This is a genomic window from Autumnicola tepida (genome assembly GCF_031846485.1).
GTDB classification, from domain to species: Bacteria; Bacteroidota; Bacteroidia; order Flavobacteriales; family Flavobacteriaceae; genus Autumnicola; species Autumnicola tepida.
Genome location: NZ_JAVRHQ010000005.1, coordinates 122,860 through 145,101, shown reverse-complemented (window position 1 = coordinate 145,101; position 22,242 = coordinate 122,860). Strand labels below are relative to the sequence as shown.

Below are 22,242 nucleotides of genomic sequence, written 5' to 3'. Positions count from 1 at the left end.
CCATTATCCAAAGATTTTCCGGATTGCCTATATTTGCATAAAATGAAGGACTTCACCATGAAAAAAGCCGTTTTCCCGGGATCTTTTGATCCACTTACTTTAGGCCATACAGATATTATTGAAAGAGGCCTGCCGCTTTTTGATGAAATCATCCTGGCCATTGGCACCAATTCAGACAAAAAATATATGTTTTCCCTGGAAGAACGCCTTTACTTCCTGGAAGAAACCTATAAAAATGAAGAAAAAGTAAAGGTAACTACTTATAAAGGCCTGACTGTTGATTTTTGTAAAGACCAGGGCGCGGAGTTTTTGCTTCGCGGCCTCAGGAATGGCAATGACCTGGAATTTGAAAAGGCCATAGGACAAACCAACTTTAAAATGGCAGGAATAGAAACAGTTTTCTTTATAACCTCTTCAGGTAAAAGCCACATTTCCTCTACCGTGGTACGCGATGTGATAAGGCATGGCGGGAATTACAAATTTATGGTTCCGGATGTGGTAAGGAAATCGAGATCTTAATTTTTTTAACCACCTCGGGTACTCCTCCTTAAAAAAGAGGAGAGCTTTAAATACAGAGTTTAGACCTGACCGGTTTGAGAAACCTGACAGGTTTGGACACTTCTATTTTTAGAAATTGTACCTCAATCCTACTCCGCCAAAATAGTTACGGGGATTCCCCGGATAGTAATATCTTGGTGCCGCGCCGCCAAAGCCTACGGAATTGGTCACAATACTTGCCGCATAATTTTCATCCAGCAAATTATTTATTCCGGCGTTAAGGCTAACTTCAATATTTTTAGCCAGGATAAAATCATAAGCAGCCTTAATATTGAATAATTCATAATTATTGGTATAAGCTGAATTTTCATCATTTAGGGGCATTTCACCTACTGCCCTGAAATTGCTGTAAAAGGAAAGCCCAAATTCCGTGGAAAGGTCAAAGCCCACATTAACTGTGGATTTTGGCACTCCCGGCAGCTCATTTCCTGAGAAATCTTCCTCTTCATTTATAAATTCATCAAAATTGAAGAAATTAAAGGCTGCATTTACATAAGGCTTCCCGGTTAGCCCGCTACCAATATTAAAATTATACTTTGCCAAAAATTCAATACCGTTATGATCTGTCTTTCCGGCATTTATGCCCACATACTGATCCTGCCCCACCCGCTGCGCCACAAGCAAATTTTCAATCTGAATGGAATACAGCGCCAGCTCGGTATACAACCGGTTTTGAAACCAGTTCCCTTTAAAGCCAACTTCATAATTTAAGCCGGTTTCTGGTTCGAGGTCAGTATTTATCTGGCCTTCGGGCGTTAGGGTTTCAGCAACGGTAGGAGTGGAAAACCCATGGCTTAATGAGGCGTAGATGTTTTTTCCACGGCCAATTTCATAGGTGGTCCCTATACGTGGCGAAACTATTGTTTTAAAGCGATAATCTCCCGACTGGTCCACCTCATCTTCAGCATATAAATCGGTTAAGCTGTAGCTGGTAGTATTTACATTAAAGCCGGCTTCCGCATTCCATTTTTCAGTAATTTCAAGATTAATTTGTCCGAAGAAATTAGCATAATTCCGCTCCTGCTCATTATTGCTAAGCCGGGAGCCACGAACACTGCCAATGTTTTCAAAATCCTCATAAAGGTTTTCAAAAGTTCCAATCTCGTACCATTCGTTATAATATTCAGCTCCAAAACTCAATTGAGAAGCCATATCTCCCATGTGCGTATCAAGGCTAAACTTTGTCCTTGCTCCTGCGGAAAGCCGTTCTTCCTTTAAAATATCAAAAGGCCGGGGTTCATAACCGTTCCTGAAATTCATATAAATACTGGTGGTATTGCTGAAATTTTCAGAAAACTGATGCTTATACGCCACGCCTAATAATCCGCGATCGTAAGACTCATAACCTTGAGAAGCAGCCCAGGTAAAAGCGGCAGTTTCAGGATTATTCCTAAAATCTTCTTCATTTAAAGAGCTTGGAATAAAAGCTTTCAGGGTGGTGAAATTGGCCAGAAATGAAAGCCTATTATTTTCAGAAGTAAAAACCTTCGCGTTCACTAATGCAGATTTCCTGTCATAACTTCCATTTTCACGAAACCCGTCACTTTTTAAGTGGGAATAGTTAGCAAAAAGGCTGGTGTTTTCTGAATTATGAGCGGCGGAAACCAGTTTTTTGGAAGTATTAAAACTGGCGAGCTGATATTTTACTTTTCCGGAAGTACCTTCACTGTCAGGATTTGCAGAATATAAATTTATAGAACCTCCCAGGCCTGCGCCATAAATACTTGAAGTTGGGCCTTTAATTATTTCGATACGCTCCAGGGATTCCTGGTCTATATCATCTAAAGTCAGCTCACCTTCAGCAGTAGTTAACGGAATCCCGTCAAAATAGGCCTGGATGCGGTTGGTGCTGTACTGGGAGCGGGCTCCAATTCCTCGAATATTGATCTTGTTGGTATTTAACGCTCCCTGATTCACGTACAATCCTGGCACATAATTAAAATTATCCAGCAAGGCTATGGCATCTGTACGCTCTAAGTCATTTTGGGAAATCAGTCCTACAGAGGCAGGTATTTCCCTAAGTTCATTGGGAATTATGGTACTTCTTATAACTACCTCAGAAAGATCGTCCCGGTACGGTTGCAGCCGGATAATAATTTCTCCGGATGCTGAAGCAATGGTGATTACTTTATTCTGAAACCCGAGATAGCTCACTTCCAGGTTTACCGGGAAACCTTCAGCCTGAATCTGGAAATTCCCGTTTTCATCTGAAAATACCACAACTCCGGAAGCCAGATTTTCAATTCTTGCATCTGCAATCGCTTCCGAAGTTGTGGCATTTATAATTCTCCCGTCAATACTCTGACTATAAAATTTTCCGCAGCAAAGAAAAACGAATACTGCTAATAATTTATTTTCCAATATTTAGATTTTTATTCCGCAGAAACCCGCCAGATGGTATTACCGTCATCATCATTCACCAGCAACGATCCATCGGGTAAAGTAGTTACCGCAACGGGGCGGCCATAAACCCTGCTGGCATCCTCTTCAGCAATAAAACCGGTTAAGAAATCTTCGGGTTCCTGTGGCTGTCCGTTTTCGAAAGGTACAAATAATACCTTATAACCTGCCAGGGTCGCGCGGTTCCATGAACCGTGTTGGCCTACGAAGGCACCGTTTTTATATTTTTCAGGAAACTGATCTTTTGTGTAAAAATGCAGCCCAAGGGAAGCGCTATGTGAAGTTACCGGAACATCGGGAACTATTGCTTTTTGTACCTTATCCATGTGTGGATCTTCATTCCACCTTGGATCCTGTATCTGCCCGTAGTATGAAAATGGCCAGCCATACCAGCCGCCTTCTTTTACACTTGTTATATAATCTGGCACAAGGTGGTTTCCTAATTTATCCCGTTCGTTCACCGCGGCCCAAAGCTCCCCGGTTGCAGGATTCCAATCCATTCCCACGGGATTCCTTAGCCCGGCTGCATACACTTTCTCTCCTGAACCATCAGGATTTATTTCCAGGATATTGGCACGCCTTTCTTCCTTCTCCATCCCATGCTCCCCGGCATTACTGGAAGAACCTACAGAAATATAAATTTTACTGCCATCTTCATTGGCAATTATGTTCCGGGTCCAGTGATGATTATAACCGCCAGCAGGAAGTTTTACAATTGTCTCACCTTCAGCGTCTATGGAATTCTGGCCTTCTTTGTAGGGAAATCTTTTGAGGCCGTCTACATTGGCAACATAAAAGTAATCGTTCAAAATCAGCATCCCGTAGGGCTGGTTAAGATCTTCTAAAAACACATGCCGCTCATCTGCTTCCCCATCTCCGTTAGTGTCCCTCAATAAAGTAATCTGGTTCGCACTTTTTTTGGCATCGTTGGTCTCTGCCACAAAAATATCATTATTAGGCGCCACATAGGTAATACGCGGATGCTCAAGGTCTCCCGCAAATTTGTTGACCTTAAAACCTTCAGGCGCTTTTGGTGTATTCCCGTTGGACCAGCCAATGGCAGTACTTTCATTATTTACCGATTCTGAAGAATATGGAGGCACAAGCGTTAGCTCACCTATAGCAGTCTGCACCACATTCGGTTCTCTTTGGGCTATTTCCTCTTTCTTTTCTTCACTCACTTCCTCATACTGCGCAAAGGCAGATGTCCCCACACATGTGATAAGGAACAGACTTAAAATACTGGAAATTCTTCTCATATTAAATGCAATTTTTCTTAAAAATAAACCGAAATTTAAGTGTAAAAAAGTTTTTAAAGCTGATTAGGTTTCCTTTAACAACAACATGGATTCTCCGGCAAGAGATAGTTTTGGCTGCCTTGCGGGTTTTATTTAAGTTTACACCCTGTCTTTTAGAATTTTTTAGGATTAAAAATAAGATCCTGACTTGCACTTACAGCAGCGCCTATTTATCTTATATGAAAAGAGCATTCGCATTATTATTGGTCCTCCTGGTTTGTTTTTCCTGTGATTTATCCAAATACCAACTGGTAGTGGATTATGATTTTGAAACACAATTCGAAAAATCCGGAGGTACAGAAACAGCAACTTATCAACAGGTAATAGATTTTTATTCGGAACTGGAGGAAGTTTACCCCAGCATAACTTTTACTGAAGTTGGGGAAACCGATAGTGGAAAGCCATTGCACCTTGCGGTCTTTAGCCCTACAGAAGATTTTGACCTGGAGCAGTTAAGAAAGGATAAAACCATTATACTTATAAACAACGGTATTCATCCAGGAGAAAGTGACGGGATAGATGCCACCATGATGCTTTTTCGAGACCTTGCAGGAGATTCTATAAAGATCCCGGCAAATACGGTTATCGCCACTATTCCAATTTATAATGTTGGAGGGGCTTTAAACAGAAATTCCACCAGCCGTACCAATCAAAATGGACCTTTGGAATACGGTTTCCGCGGAAATGCGCAAAACTACGACCTTAACAGGGATTTTATCAAGGCCGATTCCAAAAACACCAGAAGATTTTATAAGATTTTTCAAAATTTAAAACCTGATGTTTTTATAGATACCCATGTTAGCAATGGAGCTGATTATCAATATACACTCACACATTTATTCACCCAACATAACAAACTGGGAGGGGAACTGGGCGAATATCTGGATGAGCGTTTAATGCCCGCCCTGGAAGATTCTTTAAAGGAAAAAGAGCTCGAAATTACGCCTTATGTAAATGTTTTTAATGAGGTGCCAGAAAAAGGTTTCAGTCAGTTCTTAGATCACCCAAGGTATTCAACGGGTTATGCCGCCCTGTGGAATACGCTGGCAATGATGGTGGAAACCCATATGCTCAAACCTTATGGCCAGAGGGTAAATGCCACGTACGAGCTGCTCCGGTCTATGATAAACATTACCGATGCTGAAACACCTGCCATAAAAGATTTAAGGGAGCGCGAAACCAAGAAATATCTTACGCAAAGATGGTATCCCATAAGGTGGGAACCAAATATGGAAAATCCCAGCATAAGGGATTTCCTGGGTTATGAGGGGCAAACTATGCAAAGTGATGTTACAGGGCAACCCCGTTTAAAATACGACCGCACAAAACCCTTCACCAAAGAAGTGCAATATTACGACAATTATATTTCCAAGGACAGAATCGAAATTCCAAGGGCATATATAATTCCGCAGGGATGGTGGCGAGTAACGAATCTCCTGGAGCTGAATAATATAAAAATGGAACCATTGGTAAGGGATACCACCATATACGTGGAAACTTACCGGATAGAAGACTATGAAACTGCAGAAAATGCTTTTGAGGGGCATTACCTGCATCATGACACGCACGTTTCAAAAACCATGGATTCTGTTTTCTTTAGAAAAGGAGATCTTTACGTGACAACATTCCAGGATGGGGCGAGATATCTTGTAGAAACTTTGGAGCCCACTACAGTAGATTCCTTTTTCAACTGGAATTTCTTTGATTCTGTATTACAGCAAAAAGAGCATTTTTCGCCTTATGTTTTCGAGGATATGGCGAAGAAATTGCTGGATTCCAACCCCGGCCTAAGAGAAGAGTTTGAGGAGAAAAAAAGAACTGACGCCGATTTCAGAAACAATGGCTATGCCCAGCTTGACTGGATCCATAAAAATTCAGCCTACTACGAAAAAGCGCATTTACGCTACCCTGTCTTTAGAGTGCCCAGGTAGAAATTCTTTTGGGAAAAGCAGTTTTATATTAGCATAGGATTTTTCGAGGGCTTTTTGGCTTTTTTTAAAATTCTTCCATTTAGCTTTTTCTATCCCTTCTTTTTGTTCAGGTTGAAGTTCGCCTTCATAAGAAGTGCGCATTTCGTACCAATGCGTAACCTTCAGCCTATATTTGCCTTTTCTTTTAAAAATGTGGTAAGTCTTCCGCAGAAATTTAGTGATCTGCAGGCCCTGTACCCCTGTTTCTTCTTCAACTTCACGAATAGCAGAATCTTCTATGCTCTCCCCTTTTTCAGTTTTTCCCTTAGGAAGGTCCCAGCGTTTATTTCTGTAGATAAAAAGAATTTCATCCTTATCATTCCGCACCATTCCACCGGCAGCAGTTACCACCCGAAGCTTTTTCAGAAGATATTTAAGAAGTTTTTCTTCATCTTCATGATACAGGTTCACATGCAGCAGCTTCCCTTTGTTGATCTTCTTGATCACCTTTTTCAATCTCACTTTTTTAATAGGAAAAGAAGTGTACTCTTCTCCAATATCTTTCTTTGTGGAGAGAATTATTGGGATATCATTTACAAAAACTTTATACATTTGTACTATGATTTTAAACAAAGAAACAGCAAAACAAACTGCTGAACTATTGCTGCAAATTAAAGCAATTAAATTAGAACCGCAAGAGTCCTTTACATGGGCAAGCGGCTGGAAGTCGCCAATATATTGCGACAACAGGATTATCCTTTCATATCCTGCTATCAGAAATTTTGTAAGGGAAGAATTTGCCAAACAGGTGGAAGAAATTTACGGGAAGCCAGATGTAATCGCTGCAGTGGCCACCGGTGCTATTGGAATAGGCATGCTGGTAGCAGAATACCTGAGCCTTCCGTTTGCTTACGTGAGACCGGAGGCAAAAGGACACGGCCGAAAAAACCAAATTGAAGGCAACCTTGAAGCTGGGCAGTCGGTTGTGGTTATTGAAGATCTCATCAGCACCGGCAAAAGCAGCCTTAATGCGGTAAAAGCCCTGAAAGAAGCCAAAGCCAACGTAAAAGGTATGATGGCCATTTTTACCTATGGTTTTGACACTTCACGCAAAAATTTTGAAGAAGCAGGGGTGGAACTTCATACGCTAAGTGATTACCAGCACCTCCTGGAAACCGCTCAAAAAACAAGATATATTAATGCTTCGGAAGCCGACCTCCTGGGAGAATGGCGGCACGACCCGGGCAACTGGAAAAATTAATTATGAATTTAGAAAGCCCAAAAGTAACCGCTGATAAAAGCCAGCAGGAAATGTTCAATTTTTTGACTAATGTTGAAAATTACGAACAACTGATGCCGGAAAGCAAGGAAAAATTTAAGGTAGTAGACCGGGAAACCTTCCTGTTTGGCCTTAAGGGAATGCCTGAAATAAAACTGAAAATCCAGGAAACCGATGAGCCTAAACTGGTGGTTCTTGGCTCCACTTCAGATAAGCTGAATTTTTCGCTTAACATTCATATAGAAGCCCTTAATCAAAACCAGAGTGAGGTTCAACTTCTTTTCCACGGAAATTTCAACGCCATGATGAGTATGATGGTAAAAAATCCGCTGCAAAAATTCATCAACAGCCTGGCAGAAAACCTTGGAAAGCTATAAGCCGAAATTGCCCAATTTCACAACCTCATTCCTAACCTGGATGAGGTTTTTCAGTTTTAGAAAAGCAGCCTGATTTCCTTTAAGTCGAAAGTCTTAAAAACCCCGTCTTCCACTTCTAACTTCAACAAACCCTCATCTGTCACCCCTCTTATAATCCCGGTTAAATGACTTCCGTCGGGAAGCTGAAAGGCAGAAACCACGTCCTTTTTAAACATTCTTGCTTCGTACTCCTGCAGCAGGCTTAGCCCGGAAAAAGAACCGAGATTTCGAAGTCTGGCGTCTAAAGATTTCAGCAACTTTTCCAGCAGGATGTCAGTATCATAATGTTTACCTGTCATCTGCTGTAAAGAACCTGCCTGCGGGAGGTTTGGGAAGAGCGTTTGGTTTACATTTAGGCCAATCCCAATTACAGAGGCAGAAATAGCGTCTTTTTTAAGGATGTTTTCAATTAAAATCCCACATATCTTACAATTTGCTGCCATTATGTCGTTAGGCCATTTTACTTTTAGTTTTGGAATATTACAAACTTCCAGAACATCCATAATAGCAAGAGCCACAGAAGCGCTTAATAAAAACTGCCTATCTGCTGCAATTCCTGTTTCCGGATACAACAGGCTAAATGTGAGATTTTCCCCGGGATTTGATATCCAACCAGCCCCTCTCTGTCCTTTGCCCCGGGTTTGGGTATGTGCGGTGAGACATACTGGTTCGAAGAGGGATTTGCCAGTGTAAAAATCCCTGGCGAGCTCGTTGGTAGAATTGATGGCATTAACTTTGATTGTACGCATGTGTGAACGTAAAATACTTAGGCGTTAAAATGTTACAAAGAACAGACATTAAAAAGACTAAAAAGTAATAACTTTGCGTAAAGAAAAAGATTTAATGGCAAAAACCGAAACGAACAGCGATCAACTTATTGCTCAAATTATAAAAGGAATAGAGGAAGTAAAGGGAAATGATATTGATATTCTTGACCTAAGGGAAATCGAAAATACAGTTTGTGATTACTTTATCATCTGCAATGGATCTTCCAACACGCAGGTAAACGCCATAGTAAATTCCGTTCAAAAATCAGTAAGTAAGGCTCTTAAAGACAAACCCTGGCACATTGAAGGCAGTGAAAACGCGGAATGGGTTTTAATGGACTACGTAAATGTAGTGGTTCATGTTTTTCAACGACATATAAGAGAGTTTTACGATATTGAGAGTCTTTGGGGTGACGCAAAGATAACCTCCATCGAGACAAATTATTAAATTTAACAGAATTAAGTAAGAATGGCGAAACAGCAACCGAAGAAAAGACTGGATCCAAAAAAGCCAAAGTTTAGTGCATACTGGATCTACGCAGCTATAATCATCATATTTCTAGGAATTAATTTCTTTACTGGTGGCGGCTTCAATGAACCCGCCCAGATAACTCCCAGCCAGTTTGAGGAATACTTAAAGGATGGCGATGTTAAGAAACTGGTTATTATCAATAATCAGAAAGCTAACGTTTACCTCACAGATGAAGCTAAGCAAAAAGACGAACATAAATCTGAAACCGATCCTAATATTTTTCCGGGTGGCGACAGCCCTGCCTACACCTTTAACTTTGGTAGCCTTGAAAAATTCCAGAATGATGTTGAAGAAATAGAAGAAGAATACGGGGTTTCAGCAAATCTTAACTTTAAAAGGGAAAGCAATGTTTGGGGAGAAGTATTCTTTACCCTTCTGCCTTTTATCCTGATTATTGGTATATGGATTTTTATTATGCGGAAAATGAGTTCTGGTGCCGGCGGAGGTGCCGGAGGCCAGATTTTCAATATTGGAAAATCCAAGGCAAAACTTTTTGATCAGAACACCGATGTTAAAACTTCTTTTAAGGATGTTGCAGGACTTGAAGGCGCGAAAGAAGAAGTTCAGGAAATAGTTGACTTTTTAAAACAGCCTGAAAAATACACTGCTTTAGGCGGTAAAATTCCCAAAGGTGCACTTTTAGTTGGCCCTCCCGGAACAGGTAAAACTTTATTAGCCAAGGCTGTGGCAGGAGAGGCAAAAGTGCCCTTCTTCTCTCTCTCGGGCTCCGATTTTGTTGAAATGTTCGTGGGTGTGGGAGCTTCAAGAGTACGGGACCTTTTTAAACAGGCAAAAGAAAAATCCCCATCGATTATTTTCATTGATGAAATTGACGCCATTGGTAGGGCAAGGGGGAAAAGCAATTTTTCCGGCTCCAATGATGAGCGGGAGAATACCCTGAACCAGTTGCTTACCGAAATGGATGGTTTTGGGACCAACACCAATGTAATTGTAATTGCCGCGACTAACCGTGCCGACGTGCTGGACAAAGCGCTAATGCGGGCGGGACGTTTTGACAGGCAAATTTACGTGGACCTGCCAGACCTAAATGAAAGACGGGAGATCTTTGAAGTACACTTAAAACCACTAAAAAAAGTTGCCGAGGAACTTGACACTGAGTTTCTGGCAAAACAAACTCCGGGCTTCTCCGGGGCAGACATTGCTAATGTTTGTAACGAGGCTGCGCTTATTGCCGCGAGAAAAGGGAATAAAGCGGTGGGCAAACAGGATTTCCTTGATGCGGTAGACCGTATTGTTGGAGGCCTTGAGAAAAAGAATAAGATAATCACTCCTGAAGAGAAAAAAGCCATAGCCTTTCATGAAGCGGGGCACGCAACCGTGAGTTGGATGCTGGAGCATGCCGCCCCCCTTGTTAAGGTCACTATTGTACCGCGTGGCCAATCTCTTGGAGCTGCATGGTATTTACCTGAAGAAAGATTAATTGTAAGGCCGGAACAAATGCTGGATGAAATGTGTGCCGCACTTGGAGGCCGGGCAGCCGAAAAGGTTATTTTTAATAAAATATCTACCGGGGCTTTAAGCGATCTTGAAAAGGTTACCAAACAGGCCCGGGCCATGGTTACCATCTATGGGCTTAATGATGCTGTAGGAAACCTTACCTATTACGATTCTTCAGGACAGAGTGAATATAATTTCACCAAACCTTACAGTGAGCGCACTTCAGAATTAATCGATAAGGAAATATCCAATCTTATTGAAACACAGTATCAGCGTGCCAGGGACCTTCTAACAGAACATAAGGACAAGCTAACCCAGCTGGCTGAAATTCTTCTGGACAAGGAAGTGATTTTTAAAGACGATTTACAACGCATTTTCGGGGACAGGCCTTATCAAAAGGAAAAACAAACCCTGGAAGGGCGACCTGCCAGAAAACCGGCGCCGGAAAGAAGAGATCCTGAAGCGACTTCTCCAATGAACAACGCAGAAGAAGCAGATTTGGAAGAGAACAACTCTGTAAATAAATAAGTTTTCCGCTACTTGTAAAAAATCTTAATTTGACCTAAGGTTAAATTAAGATTTTTTACCTTTGGTAGAAATGACATTGAGAACCACACCTAATTTTTATGAGTCTATTTAGAAGATTCCTGAACCCTAAATCTAAATCAGACAAGAGCCAGGAAAAACCTGAAAATGCTGATAGGGGTAAATATATGCCTGAGGTAAAACTTCCTACAGACGAAAGGTTCATGCTCAACTTCAGGAATAATGGTGGGAAATTTCTTTACTGCGAAAGCCAGGAAGAGGTGCTGGAAGCATTTGATAATATTTTACTGGAGAATGACTGGTACGAGAAAGAATGTTTTTGCTTTGATAAAAACCTCCAGGAAAAATTCAATGGTTTTAATTTAGATTTTAATCGTTCCTCCGGGGCACAATTTTTCCTTTCTACCTGTGAATATCTTATCGCTAATGATGGTTCGATTTTAATTTCGTCTAACCAGATAAAGGAAAGTAAGCTACATGATTTGCCGGCAAGCTTTGTTATTTTAGCTTCCACCAGTCAGTTAACAGACACTATAGGAGAAGGCTTAAGAGGAATAAAATTCAGAAACAAACAACATATCCCCTCTAATATTACCACCATTAAAAATTTCGAAACACAGAAGGAAGGTGATTTTATGAGTTACGGCAGTAGCACAAAAAACCTTTATTTACTTCTTCTGGAAGATCTTTAATATATGAGGGAAGCTATAATCAGAACCGTCTCGGGATTACTGTATATTTCCATATTGGTAGCTTCCATTCTTTCTTCTGAATTTATTTTTATCACTCTTTTTTACCTGCTGGGCCTGGTATGTTTAATCGAAATGCAGAAGTTGCTCAGGTTAAAAAGCTATGCTCTTTACGCGGTGCAGGCACTGTTATTTTACCTTTTCAGTTATTTAAAATTTAACCAGGACGCCACCGTTCTCCTGCTGCTTATCACCATTTTTGTAAACCTGTTTTTAGTCAAAGATTTAATGGTGGTGAACAAAATCCCGGTCTTCGAAAAAAAGAAGTACATCATCATTATATTTTATCTTATTTCCTCGGTTATATTTTTAACGCTGATACCTACTATTGAAGGCGTTTTTATTCCAAAACTGGTGGTGGGGATTTTTGTTCTTATATGGACCAACGACACATTTGCCTTTATCGTAGGCAAAAACTTTGGCCGCCGCAAACTTTTTGAACGCATCTCTCCCAACAAAACTATTGAAGGTTTTATGGGCGGACTTGTATTTAGCTGCGTTGCCAGCTACTTTATCTTTTTTTACACCCAGTTCTTAACTTTTCCCATCTGGTTGGGATTAGCCATAATATTGAGTATTTTTGGTACCCTGGGGGATTTGATACAGTCAAAATTCAAAAGGCAGGCTGGAGTTAAAGACAGCGGAAAATTAATGCCGGGCCATGGTGGCCTTTTTGACAGGCTGGACAGCATTATCTTTGCCAGCCCTTTTGTTTATGCCTATTTATACATGCTAGATTATGTTTCATAAAGAAGGTTACAAGATCATGACGCTTACTGCAATTTTACTAATTGCAATAAACATCATTACCTACACGTTAATAAATACCTACTGGATAAAATTTTCCATCCTGGTACTTTCGGTTATTTTGTTTTTATTGATCATTCAGTTTTTTCGGAATCCTACAAGAAGGACAGAGATTAACAGCCGCAATATTGTAGCACCGGTAGATGGAAAAGTTGTGGTGATTGAAGAAGTTTACGAAAAAGAATATTTTAAGGATAAGCGCTTGCAGGTTTCCATTTTCATGTCACCAATTAACGTACATGTTACCAGGCATCCTGTTGGGGGCAGGGTGAAATTCAGCAAATATCATCCCGGGAAATTTCTGGTGGCGTGGCATCCAAAATCCAGTGAAGAAAATGAACGCACTACGGTAGTTGTGGAAAATGAAGTTGCCGGGGAAATCCTTTACAGGCAGATTGCAGGAGCTATGGCCAAGCGTATTGTGAATTATGCCGAAGAAGGGCAGGAAGTTACCCAGGGAAGCGACAGCGGATTTATAAAATTCGGGTCTCGGGTAGACGTTTTTATGCCAATAGGCACTCCAATTGAAGTAGCACTTAATCAAAAGGTAAAGGGAGGATTAAGTGTTATTGGAAAAATACAGGATTAATTGAATTATGCCGGAAGATCTAGAAACAAAATTCCGAAAGGCCTATCGTATGGCCAGCAAAACACAGCAAAAATTTCCACCAGATGTTTTGCTCCACTTTTATGCTTATTATAAGCGTGCTACAGAAAAAAATGGTTTCTATATTCCTCCTACCAGCGAGGGCGACCTACGTTCGGCTTTTAAAGTAAATGCGCTTATACAGGTAAAGAACCTGAGCAAAGAAGAAGCTCAGGAAAAATACATAGAACTTGTAGAAGAAAATATTGGCAGCATTGAATAGTTTAACCAATAAGTTCCCGCTCTCAATCCGCGAAATTTAAAAAATAAGCCTGGCAGCTTTATCTTCCTATTTTCAACAGATAATTTAAATGTAGAAGTTAGCTTTCTTTCTTCAATTTAGCCGAAACCGGGATCTGTAGGGTCGTTATCCACATCGTAGGTAAAGCCCATTGCAAACATAAAAAGCCCGTAGCATACTGTACCAACAGCCACCAGTGCAAAAGGCAGTTTCCCCCAGTGGTCCCCTATAAAATTAAAAGCTTTATCTGTATTTACCACATACTGTTCATTATCTGTAAATCCGGCTTTTATAAAAAAGAAACCGATGATCCCCAAAATAATACCGCGGCATAAATAACCAATTTTTGCCAGGAGAAATATCAGCTTTTTCCACTCCTTTCTATAGCGGGCAATATCCAGGCGTTCCCTGTAGCCCCTCGTCATTCCATAAAATAACTGCACCAGCGCAGTTCCCATTATAACGATCCCAAGACTAATTACCAGCCACTCTCCCCAGTTTTTATGAAGCATCCCGCCAATCATTTCCCGCTGTTGTTCAGGCCTGCCGGTTTCTTCAAATTCACTCAGGCCCAGCAAAACCATAAAGGCAGAATAAGCTATTAAACCATCAGCTAATGAACTCAGGCAAATCCCGGCCCTGTGCCCTAGTCCTCTCCAGTTACTACCATATTTGTAAGGATCTTTAACACTTTCATATATCCGCCATGCAAAATAGCTTAGCATTCCTAACAGGATTAAAAATACCAGAACATTCCCGAAGGTGTAGTTACTTAAAGAGAGCAGGAAACTATTTTCGCTTGCACCTCCCTGTTTAATCCTTAAAAGCGAAAGAATAGCAATTACTCCCACGGCCACATAAATGACCCCTGTAGAGATACAGCCATAAATGGGAAGGTATCTGATAAACCTTTTCCGATTTCCTTTACCAGGTAATTGCGACATAAGTACAAGGTAAAGATTTTTGAATATTTTAAAAACCGGGATTTCTCAACAAAAAATTACAGCGCTAAGGAACTACACAACAAACTTTACTTTAAACTGGCCAGACTGGCTTTTAAGGCCTCTATTTTGGCTTCTGCGTCGGCTTTCTTCGCTTTTTCCACAGCCACTACTTTTTCTGGCGCGTTGTTTACAAAACGCTCATTGGAAAGCTTTTTATCTACAGATTTCAGGAAACCTTCAGTATAATTCAATTCCTCTTCCAGTTTTTTAATTTCAGCCTCCACATCTATGGCGCCGGTCACCGGGATAAAATAATCGTTGGATTTTACGCGGAAAGAAAGTGCTCCTTCCACCTGTTTTTCTACATATTCCAAGGCAGAAAGATTACCCATTTTAATTATTACGGGATCAAAATAAGTTGAAGTTCTTTCATTATTTAAAACTTTGAATTCCACTTCATTTTTAAATGAAATATTTTTCTCCTTCCTTATTTTCCTTATTCCTGTAACAACTTCAGAAGCCACTGCAAATTCAGAAATAATACCTTCATCAAAAGATTCCAATTCCGGCCATTCTGCAATTATTAAAGCCTCTGCAGGAGTTCTTCCAGTAATTTCCTGCCAGATTTCTTCCGAAGCGAAAGGAATAAAAGGATGTAAAATTTTAAGATTATCTTCCAAAATGGCAATAACTTCTTTAAAAGTTTCTCCATCTACAGGCTCTCCAAATCCAGGTTTTACCATTTCCAGGAACCAGGAACAGTAATCGTCCCAAACCAGTTTATAGGTCGCCATAAGGGCATCGCTAATCCTGTACCTGGAAAAATGATCTTCGATTTCCTGAAGCGTCTTCTGAAATTTCGCCCGGTACCATTTAATGGCAATTTTCGCTGTCTCCGGCTGCTCCTTTTCTTCAGAAACCTCCCAACCCTTCACAAGCCTGAAGGCATTCCAGATTTTATTGGTAAAGGCGCTTCCCTGCTTACAAAGATCTTCATCAAACATCAGATCGTTCCCTGCCGGCGAACTTAGAAGCATTCCCACTCTTACACCATCTGCGCCATATTGTTCAATTAAACCAAGAGGATCTGGAGAATTCCCAAGAGATTTAGACATTTTCCGGCGTTGCTTATCCCTAACAATTCCGGTTAAGTAAACATTTTTAAAGGGACGCTCGCCGCGGTATTCATAACCTGCCATGATCATACGGGCCACCCAGAAAAAGAGGATTTCCGGTGCTGTCACAAGATCGTTGGTAGGGTAATAATATTGAATTTCCTTATTTTCCGGTTCCAGGATTCCGTTAAAAACACTCATTGGCCATAGCCATGAAGAAAACCAGGTATCCAGCGCGTCTTTATCCTGAGTAAGGTCTGAAATTTGCAATCTTTGATTGCCTGTCTTTTCTTTCGCTTTTTCCAACGCAGCTTCCAAAGTCTCGGCCACTACAAATTCTTCTTTCCCATCACCATAAAAATATGCGGGGATCTGGTGCCCCCACCAAAGCTGACGGGAAACATTCCAGTCCCTCACGTTTTCCATCCAGTGCTTATAGGTATTCAGGAATTTGTCTGGAACCAGGTTAATATCGTCGCCAACCACAGCTTTTATAGCTGGTTGAGCCAGATCTTTCATTTTAAGAAACCACTGGTCGCTGAGTTTTGGTTCAATCACCGCCCCGGTACGCTCACTGGTCCCTACTTTGTTAGTATGCTCTTCAATTTTCTGTAATACCCCTAGCTCTTCCAGTTCTTTGGTAATTTCCTTGCGAACCACAAACCTGTCTTCTCCCTCATAATGCAGTCCGTAGGAATTAAGCGTGGCGTCATCGTTAAAAATATCGATCACCTCCAGGTTGTGCTTATCCCCCAGCATTTTATCATTTTCATCATGAGCCGGGGTCACTTTCAAACAACCCGTACCAAATTCCACATCTACATATTCATCTTCAATAACAGGAATTACGCGGTTGTTGATTGGTACAATTGCCTTTTTACCTTTTAGATGCGTAAAACGTTCATCATTAGGATTTATACAAATAGCGGTATCTCCTAATATAGTCTCCGGCCTGGTGGTAGCAATGGTTAGCGAATCTTCGCTTCCTTCAATTTTGTAGTTCAGGTAATAAAGATTCCCCTGCTTTTCCTGGTAAATCACCTCTTCATCAGAAAGCGTGGTTTTGGCCTCAGGATCCCAGTTTACCATACGGTAGCCACGGTAAATAAGCCCTTTTTCATATAAATCAATAAAGACTTTAATCACGGAAGCAGACATATCTTCATCCATGGTAAATTTGGTTCGCTCCCAGTCGCAGGAAGCACCAAGTTTTTTAAGTTGTTCCAGGATTATACCGCCATGTTTATGCGTCCATTCCCAGGCATGCTGTAGAAATTCCTCACGGCTAAGGTCATTTTTATTAATTCCTTCAGCTTTAAGTTTTGCAACCACTTTCGCTTCGGTAGCGATAGAAGCGTGATCGGTTCCCGGAACCCAACAGGCATTGTAACCTTTAAGCCGTGCCCTTCTTACCAGCACATCCTGTATAGTATTGTTAAGCATATGCCCCATGTGCAAAACACCGGTTACGTTTGGCGGCGGAATCACAATAGTATAAGGCTCCCGCTCGTCTACTTCAGAATGAAAATAGCCATTTTCCATCCAGTATTTGTACCACTTGTCTTCTACTTGTTTTGCGTTGTATTGGGAAGCAATTGCCATATCTTGGTCTGATTTTTGAAAATAAAGGCAAAAGTAATTATAACTAAAGGATTTTAAAAGAAGTTGAATTGATTATAATTTGGTCTATTTTTCAATTCGGAGTATCTTTACAAGATCTATTTAAACCAATTAATTATGAAAAATTTAATAATGATTGCCGTATTTATCCTAGCCGGAATAGGCACTGCCTCGGCCCAGGCTAAGATGGAGTTCAAGTCTGAAACCATTGATTATGGCACAATAAAAAGAGGAAGTGACGGCGTTCGCGTTTTCGAATTCACGAACACCGGGGATGAGCCCCTTGTTATTGAAGACGTAAAATCCAGTTGTGGCTGTACCATTCCCAAAAAACCAGGAAACCCCATTTTACCTGGCGAAACAGGAAAAATTGAAGTAAAATACGACACCAAACGGGTTGGGCCGATCAGGAAAACAGTAACTGTTTATTCTAATACTGAAGAACCTACCAAAGCTTTGAAAATAAAAGGCACTGTAGTGGAAGATGAGGGCTCTGAAAGCTAAATCCATTACACTTTATAATTTTTAGAAAACCTCCTGATAACCCGGGAGGTTTTTTGTTGGCTTGCGCTGGAGAACTAAAACCGCCCTCCTATTTATTAAGTTTAGAACTTATTATTCTTCTATTATTTTTGCACTTTTGCATTTCAATTAATTGAAACCATTATGCCTAGTATATCTCAAAAAGGCCTCCAAATGCCTGAATCTCCAATCCGTAAACTGGTTCCTTACGCGGAAGCAGCTATAGCAAAGGGAAAAACAATATATCAGCTAAACATTGGACAACCCGATATTAAAACTCCGGAAGTTGCCTTGAACGCTGTTAAAAATAGTGACCTGGAGATATTATCTTACAGCCATTCCGCAGGATTCCAGAGTTACCGGGAGAAGCTTGCCGCGTATTACAGCAAGCATAACATTCCTGTAAACAGCGATGAGATTATAATTACCACCGGTGGTTCAGAAGCTTTACTTTTTACCATGGGCAGCATAACAGATCCCGGGGACGAAGTAATTATTCCTGAACCTTTTTACGCTAATTACAATGGTTTTGCCACCGCTTCAGGCGTGAAAGTGGTGCCGATTCATGCTTCTTTTGAAGACAATTTCGCGCTCCCGGCAATTTCAGAATTCGAAAAGCTCATTACTAAAAAGACCAAAGCTATTCTTCTGTGCAACCCGGGCAATCCAACGGGTTATCTTTATACCAAAGAGGAAATTCAGCAAATTGCAGACCTGGCAATAAAACACGATATTTTTGTAGTTGCCGATGAAGTTTACCGCGAATTTGCCTACGAAGGAGTGAAGCATTATTCAATAATGAGCATTCCCGGCCTTGAGCAGCATGCCATTATGGTAGATTCGGTTTCCAAACGCTACAGCATGTGCGGTGCCCGCATAGGCTGCCTTGTTTCTAAAAACAAGGAAGTGATAAGCGCCGCCATGAAGTTTGCACAGGCCAGGCTTAGCCCTCCCACCTTTGCGCAAATTGCCAGTGAAGCCGCGCTGGAAACCCCACAGGATTATTTTGATGAAGTAATTGAAGAATATACCCTTAGAAGAAATATCCTTGTTGAAGGGCTGGAGAAAATTGAAGGCGTTAAAGTAGCCAAGCCTAAAGGTGCATTTTATTGCATCGCCGAATTACCTGTAGATGATGCCGAAGATTTTGCAAAATGGCTGTTGGAGGACTTTCAGTTAAATAATGAAACGATAATGGTGGCGCCCGCCGCCGGCTTCTATTCTACTCCCAATACAGGAATGAACCAGGTAAGGATTGCCTATGTTTTAAAGAAGGAAAACCTGGAGCGCGCCATAGAAATTCTTCAGGAAGCTTTAAAACAATATAAAAACCGATAGTATGCGGGTTGCGCAAAATGCTTCTTTAAAAGAATTCAACACTTTTGGAATAGATGTAAAAGCGAAAAAATTTATATCTGTAGATACTGTTGAAGAATTAAAAGAGGTGTTGAAGCAGACTTATGCCGAAGAATTGTTTATCCTGGGCGGCGGCAGCAATATGTTGCTTACAACAGATGTAAACAAAACCGTTCTTCACATAAACCTGAAGGGCAGGAAAATTATTTCTGAAACCGGCAACGAGGTTTTGGTAAAGGCTTGCGCAGGTGAAAACTGGCACCAATTTGTACTGTGGACATTAAAACAGGAACTGGGCGGTCTGGAAAATTTGTCACTTATTCCGGGAAATGTGGGTACTGCCCCAATCCAGAACATCGGGGCCTATGGGGTGGAATTAAAAGATGTTTTTGAGGAATGCGAAGCAGTAAACATCCAAACGTTGGAAAAGCGCAGTTTTAGCAAGGCAGAAACCGAATTCGACTACCGGAATTCCATCTTCAAAACTTCTTTAAAAGGACAATTTATTATTACCAGCGTGACGTTCAGGCTAACCAGAAATGAGCATATCCTGCGCACCAGTTATGGCGCTATAAAAAATGCCCTCGATCAAAAAAAGATCCTTTCCGCCAAAATAAAAGACATTTCAGACGCGGTGATTGCTATCCGGCAGGAAAAATTGCCCGATCCAAAGCTGCTGGGGAACAGCGGGAGTTTTTTTAAGAATCCGGTGATTGACCAGGAAGAATTTACCCGGCTTCAAAAGGAATTCCCGGAAATTCCGTCTTACCCGGTTGATCCGGGAAAAATTAAAATTCCGGCAGGCTGGCTTATTGAAAAAGCAGGTTTAAAAGGCTACCGCGAAGGAGATGCCGGGGTACATAAAAACCAGGCGCTGGTTCTTGTTAATTATGGTAATGCTACGGGAAGGGAAATTTTACAATTATCACAAAAGATTCAGCAGGAGGTAAAGGAAAAATTTGGTGTGGAACTCGAGCCAGAAGTAAATATCTTCTAGAAACCGGAGCTTTAGCAGGCTTACCTGCGAATTTAGTTCAAAAATTGCGTTAAATAATACAAAGATTATCATATTCTATTACCTTGTTTCCCCAAAGGTATTTTTATTCTTATTTTTGTAAACACAAAACAGAGACATGAAATTATTCTTAATAAGCTTCGTATTAATAGCCCTGGCCTTTGCAGGAATCGCAATTAAAATCTGGGGAAAGAAAGATGGCAAATTTGCAGGAACCTGCGCGAGCCAGAACCCATTTTTAAATAAAGAAGGCGAAGCCTGTAGCTATTGCGGCAAAATGCCGGAGGAAATTGGAAATTGTTCTTCAGACGCAAAAAAGGCCAGCTAATTTGAATGACCACAATTCTTTTGGCTGTATTTGTACTTTTTGCAGCAATTAACCTTACTTACTTTCTTACTTTTTTCAGTTTTGCCTCAGCACGGCAGCAAACGGCTTCTTCGCCAAAAACAGAAGCACCTGTTTCTGTTATCATTTGCGCAAAGAACGAGGCACAAAATCTCAATACTTTTCTTCCGGCAATTCTGGAGCAGGAATATCCACATTTTGAAGTCATTCTTATTAATGACGCTTCCGTAGACAATACCCTGGAAGTGATGGAAAAGTATCAGCAACTTGATGGCCGGATTCAAATTGTAGATGTGGTAAACAATGAAGCTTTTTGGGCCAATAAAAAGTATGCCCTCACCCTGGGTATCAAAAAAGCCAAATATCAACATCTTCTTTTTACTGATGCCGACTGTGCCCCGCAATCTAAGAATTGGATTAGTGAAATGTCTAAAAACTTCAACCCCGAAAAATCCATTGTTCTTGGATATGGCGGCTATTTTAAGAACAAATCTTCCATACTCAACAAGCTTATCAGGTTTGAAACCATGCTTACTGCGATCCAGTACTTTTCTTATGCAAAACTTGGCTCTCCCTATATGGGAGTTGGCCGCAACCTGGCGTACACTTCTGCCCAGTTTTACCAACAGAATGGCTTTGCCGCACACCTTCATTTAAGATCCGGAGATGATGACCTCTTCGTCAACGAATGCGCAACTGCAGATAACACCGCCCTTTGCTATAATCACTCGTCCATCACCAGGAGTGTTCCAAAAAACAGTTTTGGCAAATGGATCACTCAAAAGAGAAGGCATATTTCGGTAGCCGGACATTATAAAAAGAAACACCAGCTGCTATTGAGCCTTTTTTATATTTCCCAGGTAGGATTCTGGGTGTTTTTCCCATTTTTATTGCTTACTGCCTACTGGCAAATAGCATTGGCAATTTTTGGAGTGGTATTGATTACTAAGGGATTATTGTATTTTAAGTCCGCAGAAAAACTGGATGAGAAAGATGTGGTGTGGTTATTTCCTTTTATGGAATTGTTTCTTATCATTACCCAATTCGGTATCTTTATTGCAAATATTTTCTCAAAACCTACTCATTGGAAATAAACCCGGAAAAGCTCCTGAAAAAAATAAGGGAGGCGAAAGGCGGCAATCAGGCAGCATTTAATTATCTCCTGGATAGTTTCTGGAATGATGTTTATGGGTTTCAGCTTAAAAAAACCCGTAATGAATATGAAGCTGAAGATATTAGCATCCAAACATTTTCCAAAGCATTTAACCGCATTGAAACTTTTGATGAAAATTATTCTTTCAGCACCTGGTTAATCGCTATTTCCAAGAATATTCATGTAGACATGCTGCGGAAGAAAAATTCTTCAATAAGGTCGCGCACCACAACTCATGATGAAGATAAGGTTTATACCATTGCAGACGAAACGCCTTCCATAGAAGACAAACTTATTAATGAACAGAACCTTGCCCAGCTTTTAACAGATATCAAGCAGCTAAAACCTCATTACCAGGAAGTAATCAACCTTAGGTATTTTCAGGAGAAAAGCTATAAAGAAATCGCGGAAAACCTGGAAGAGCCAATGAATAACGTGAAGGTGAAACTGCTGCGGGCAAAGAAGCTTTTGGCCGAAATTATTGAAAACCGAAATCATTAGTAAGATCTGCCTTCGTCTTCGTCTAAACTTATGCAGTTTGTTATAAAATTGTATCTTTGAACA

22 protein-coding genes are annotated in these 22,242 nt (G+C 40.8%); 16 read left to right on the top strand and 6 right to left on the bottom strand.

Annotated elements, in window-relative coordinates; all coding sequences use genetic code 11:
• The first annotated feature begins 57 nt into the window (after positions 1-57).
• On the top strand, positions 58-519 hold the full coding sequence (gene coaD, locus RM553_RS06445; RefSeq protein WP_311534134.1) for a pantetheine-phosphate adenylyltransferase: 462 nt from the start codon (positions 58-60) through the stop codon (positions 517-519).
• 108 nt (positions 520-627) lie between these two features.
• Here the strand turns inward: coaD and RM553_RS06440 are convergent, their stop codons facing one another.
• Both RM553_RS06440 and RM553_RS06435 read right to left on the bottom strand, forming a co-directional pair.
• Positions 628-2,919: a TonB-dependent receptor gene (locus RM553_RS06440; RefSeq protein ID WP_311534133.1), complete on the bottom strand. Its 2,292-nt coding sequence runs from the start codon at positions 2,917-2,919 to the stop codon at positions 628-630.
• Positions 2,920-2,930: 11 nt separating this feature from the next.
• The gene (locus RM553_RS06435) at positions 2,931-4,217 is read right to left on the bottom strand and encodes a PQQ-dependent sugar dehydrogenase (protein ID WP_311534132.1); all 1,287 of its coding nucleotides are present in this window, start codon (positions 4,215-4,217) and stop codon (positions 2,931-2,933) included.
• Between the two features lie 218 nt (positions 4,218-4,435).
• Here RM553_RS06435 and RM553_RS06430 point away from each other — a divergent pair, with 218 nt between their 5' ends.
• Positions 4,436-6,187 carry a M14 family metallopeptidase gene (locus RM553_RS06430; protein WP_311534131.1) on the top strand — a complete coding sequence of 584 codons (1,752 nt, stop codon included), beginning with the start codon at positions 4,436-4,438 and terminating at the stop codon, positions 6,185-6,187.
• Here the strand turns inward: RM553_RS06430 and RM553_RS06425 are convergent.
• A complete protein-coding gene (locus RM553_RS06425) occupies positions 6,155-6,778 on the bottom strand; it encodes an NUDIX hydrolase (protein ID WP_311534130.1) in 624 nt (207 codons plus the stop codon). The two genes, RM553_RS06430 and RM553_RS06425, sit on opposite strands and share 33 nt — an antisense overlap.
• Positions 6,779-6,785: 7 nt before the next feature.
• Here RM553_RS06425 and pyrE point away from each other — a divergent pair, with 7 nt between their 5' ends.
• Together pyrE and RM553_RS06415 are read left to right on the top strand one after the other, a co-directional pair.
• A complete protein-coding gene (gene pyrE, locus RM553_RS06420; RefSeq protein ID WP_311534129.1) occupies positions 6,786-7,427 on the top strand; it encodes an orotate phosphoribosyltransferase in 642 nt (213 codons plus the stop codon).
• A gap of 2 nt (positions 7,428-7,429) precedes the next feature.
• A complete protein-coding gene (locus RM553_RS06415) occupies positions 7,430-7,822 on the top strand; it encodes an SRPBCC family protein (RefSeq protein ID WP_311534128.1) in 393 nt (130 codons plus the stop codon).
• A 56-nt stretch (positions 7,823-7,878) separates the two neighbouring features.
• Here RM553_RS06415 and RM553_RS06410 read toward each other — a convergent pair whose 3' ends face one another.
• Positions 7,879-8,610: a biotin--[acetyl-CoA-carboxylase] ligase gene (locus RM553_RS06410; RefSeq protein ID WP_311534127.1), complete on the bottom strand. Its 732-nt coding sequence runs from the start codon at positions 8,608-8,610 to the stop codon at positions 7,879-7,881.
• Positions 8,611-8,704: 94 nt separating this feature from the next.
• On the opposite strand from RM553_RS06410, the gene rsfS reads away from it, so the two are divergent.
• The 6 genes from rsfS to RM553_RS06380 all read left to right on the top strand — a co-directional run bounded on the left by rsfS (position 8,705) and on the right by RM553_RS06380 (position 13,589).
• Positions 8,705-9,076, top strand: coding sequence for a ribosome silencing factor (gene rsfS, locus RM553_RS06405; RefSeq protein ID WP_311534182.1), 372 nt, complete (start codon positions 8,705-8,707; stop codon positions 9,074-9,076).
• 21 nt (positions 9,077-9,097) lie between these two features.
• Positions 9,098-11,146 (top strand): ATP-dependent zinc metalloprotease FtsH, encoded by a 2,049-nt coding sequence (gene ftsH / locus RM553_RS06400; protein ID WP_311534126.1) that lies wholly within the window; start codon positions 9,098-9,100, stop codon positions 11,144-11,146.
• 98 nt (positions 11,147-11,244) lie between these two features.
• A complete protein-coding gene (locus RM553_RS06395; RefSeq protein ID WP_311534125.1) occupies positions 11,245-11,856 on the top strand; it encodes an LUD domain-containing protein in 612 nt (203 codons plus the stop codon).
• Between the two features lie 3 nt (positions 11,857-11,859).
• Complete coding sequence (locus RM553_RS06390) at positions 11,860-12,663, top strand: phosphatidate cytidylyltransferase (protein WP_311534124.1); 804 nt, start codon at positions 11,860-11,862, stop codon at positions 12,661-12,663.
• A complete protein-coding gene (locus tag RM553_RS06385) occupies positions 12,653-13,309 on the top strand; it encodes a phosphatidylserine decarboxylase family protein (protein WP_311534123.1) in 657 nt (218 codons plus the stop codon). The genes RM553_RS06390 and RM553_RS06385 overlap by 11 nt, the downstream gene beginning before the upstream one ends.
• 7 nt (positions 13,310-13,316) lie before the next feature.
• Positions 13,317-13,589 carry an acyl-CoA-binding protein gene (locus RM553_RS06380; protein ID WP_311534122.1) on the top strand — a complete coding sequence of 91 codons (273 nt, stop codon included), beginning with the start codon at positions 13,317-13,319 and terminating at the stop codon, positions 13,587-13,589.
• A 116-nt stretch (positions 13,590-13,705) separates the two neighbouring features.
• On the opposite strand, the gene RM553_RS06375 is transcribed toward RM553_RS06380, so the two are convergent.
• Entirely contained in the window at positions 13,706-14,551 is an 846-nt protein-coding gene (locus RM553_RS06375; protein WP_311534121.1) for a DUF1206 domain-containing protein, read from the bottom strand.
• 86 nt (positions 14,552-14,637) lie between these two features.
• On the bottom strand, positions 14,638-17,268 hold the full coding sequence (locus RM553_RS06370; protein ID WP_311534120.1) for a valine--tRNA ligase: 2,631 nt from the start codon (positions 17,266-17,268) through the stop codon (positions 14,638-14,640).
• 135 nt (positions 17,269-17,403) lie between these two features.
• Between RM553_RS06370 and RM553_RS06365 the strand changes: the two genes are divergently transcribed.
• The 6 genes from RM553_RS06365 (at position 17,404) to RM553_RS06340 (ending at position 22,179) form a co-directional block, all read left to right on the top strand.
• Positions 17,404-17,790, top strand: coding sequence for a DUF1573 domain-containing protein (locus RM553_RS06365; RefSeq protein WP_311534119.1), 387 nt, complete (start codon positions 17,404-17,406; stop codon positions 17,788-17,790).
• A gap of 162 nt (positions 17,791-17,952) precedes the next feature.
• On the top strand, positions 17,953-19,146 hold the full coding sequence (locus RM553_RS06360; RefSeq protein WP_311534118.1) for a pyridoxal phosphate-dependent aminotransferase: 1,194 nt from the start codon (positions 17,953-17,955) through the stop codon (positions 19,144-19,146).
• A gap of 1 nt (position 19,147) precedes the next feature.
• Positions 19,148-20,161: a UDP-N-acetylmuramate dehydrogenase gene (murB, locus tag RM553_RS06355; RefSeq protein WP_311534117.1), complete on the top strand. Its 1,014-nt coding sequence runs from the start codon at positions 19,148-19,150 to the stop codon at positions 20,159-20,161.
• Positions 20,162-20,297: 136 nt separating this feature from the next.
• Positions 20,298-20,507, top strand: a complete 210-nt coding sequence (locus RM553_RS06350) for a membrane or secreted protein (RefSeq protein WP_311534116.1) — start codon at positions 20,298-20,300, stop codon at positions 20,505-20,507.
• Positions 20,508-20,512: 5 nt separating this feature from the next.
• Positions 20,513-21,619 (top strand): glycosyltransferase, encoded by a 1,107-nt coding sequence (locus RM553_RS06345; protein ID WP_311534115.1) that lies wholly within the window; start codon positions 20,513-20,515, stop codon positions 21,617-21,619.
• Complete coding sequence (locus RM553_RS06340) at positions 21,610-22,179, top strand: RNA polymerase sigma factor (RefSeq protein ID WP_311534114.1); 570 nt, start codon at positions 21,610-21,612, stop codon at positions 22,177-22,179. The genes RM553_RS06345 and RM553_RS06340 overlap by 10 nt, the downstream gene beginning before the upstream one ends.
• Positions 22,180-22,242 lie beyond the last annotated feature (63 nt).

Bases quoted from the DNA above. Each gene is read 5' to 3' on its own strand.
- RM553_RS06385 (WP_311534123.1), top strand. From the start codon at position 12,653: ATGTTTCATAAAGAAGGTTACAAGATCATGACGCTTACTGCAATTTTA.
- RM553_RS06425 (WP_311534130.1), bottom strand. From the start codon at position 6,778: ATGTATAAAGTTTTTGTAAATGATATCCCAATAATTCTCTCCACAAAG.
- pyrE (WP_311534129.1), top strand. From the start codon at position 6,786: ATGATTTTAAACAAAGAAACAGCAAAACAAACTGCTGAACTATTGCTG.
- ftsH (WP_311534126.1), top strand. From the start codon at position 9,098: ATGGCGAAACAGCAACCGAAGAAAAGACTGGATCCAAAAAAGCCAAAG.
- RM553_RS06375 (WP_311534121.1), bottom strand. From the start codon at position 14,551: ATGTCGCAATTACCTGGTAAAGGAAATCGGAAAAGGTTTATCAGATAC.
- RM553_RS06370 (WP_311534120.1), bottom strand. From the start codon at position 17,268: ATGGCAATTGCTTCCCAATACAACGCAAAACAAGTAGAAGACAAGTGG.
- RM553_RS06435 (WP_311534132.1), bottom strand. From the start codon at position 4,217: ATGAGAAGAATTTCCAGTATTTTAAGTCTGTTCCTTATCACATGTGTG.
- RM553_RS06395 (WP_311534125.1), top strand. From the start codon at position 11,245: ATGAGTCTATTTAGAAGATTCCTGAACCCTAAATCTAAATCAGACAAG.
- RM553_RS06345 (WP_311534115.1), top strand. From the start codon at position 20,513: ATGACCACAATTCTTTTGGCTGTATTTGTACTTTTTGCAGCAATTAAC.
- RM553_RS06365 (WP_311534119.1), top strand. From the start codon at position 17,404: ATGAAAAATTTAATAATGATTGCCGTATTTATCCTAGCCGGAATAGGC.
- RM553_RS06410 (WP_311534127.1), bottom strand. From the start codon at position 8,610: ATGCGTACAATCAAAGTTAATGCCATCAATTCTACCAACGAGCTCGCC.
- RM553_RS06350 (WP_311534116.1), top strand. From the start codon at position 20,298: ATGAAATTATTCTTAATAAGCTTCGTATTAATAGCCCTGGCCTTTGCA.
- RM553_RS06360 (WP_311534118.1), top strand. From the start codon at position 17,953: ATGCCTAGTATATCTCAAAAAGGCCTCCAAATGCCTGAATCTCCAATC.
- murB (WP_311534117.1), top strand. From the start codon at position 19,148: ATGCGGGTTGCGCAAAATGCTTCTTTAAAAGAATTCAACACTTTTGGA.
- RM553_RS06380 (WP_311534122.1), top strand. From the start codon at position 13,317: ATGCCGGAAGATCTAGAAACAAAATTCCGAAAGGCCTATCGTATGGCC.
- rsfS (WP_311534182.1), top strand. From the start codon at position 8,705: ATGGCAAAAACCGAAACGAACAGCGATCAACTTATTGCTCAAATTATA.
- RM553_RS06390 (WP_311534124.1), top strand. From the start codon at position 11,860: ATGAGGGAAGCTATAATCAGAACCGTCTCGGGATTACTGTATATTTCC.
- RM553_RS06430 (WP_311534131.1), top strand. From the start codon at position 4,436: ATGAAAAGAGCATTCGCATTATTATTGGTCCTCCTGGTTTGTTTTTCC.
- coaD (WP_311534134.1), top strand. From the start codon at position 58: ATGAAAAAAGCCGTTTTCCCGGGATCTTTTGATCCACTTACTTTAGGC.
- RM553_RS06415 (WP_311534128.1), top strand. From the start codon at position 7,430: ATGAATTTAGAAAGCCCAAAAGTAACCGCTGATAAAAGCCAGCAGGAA.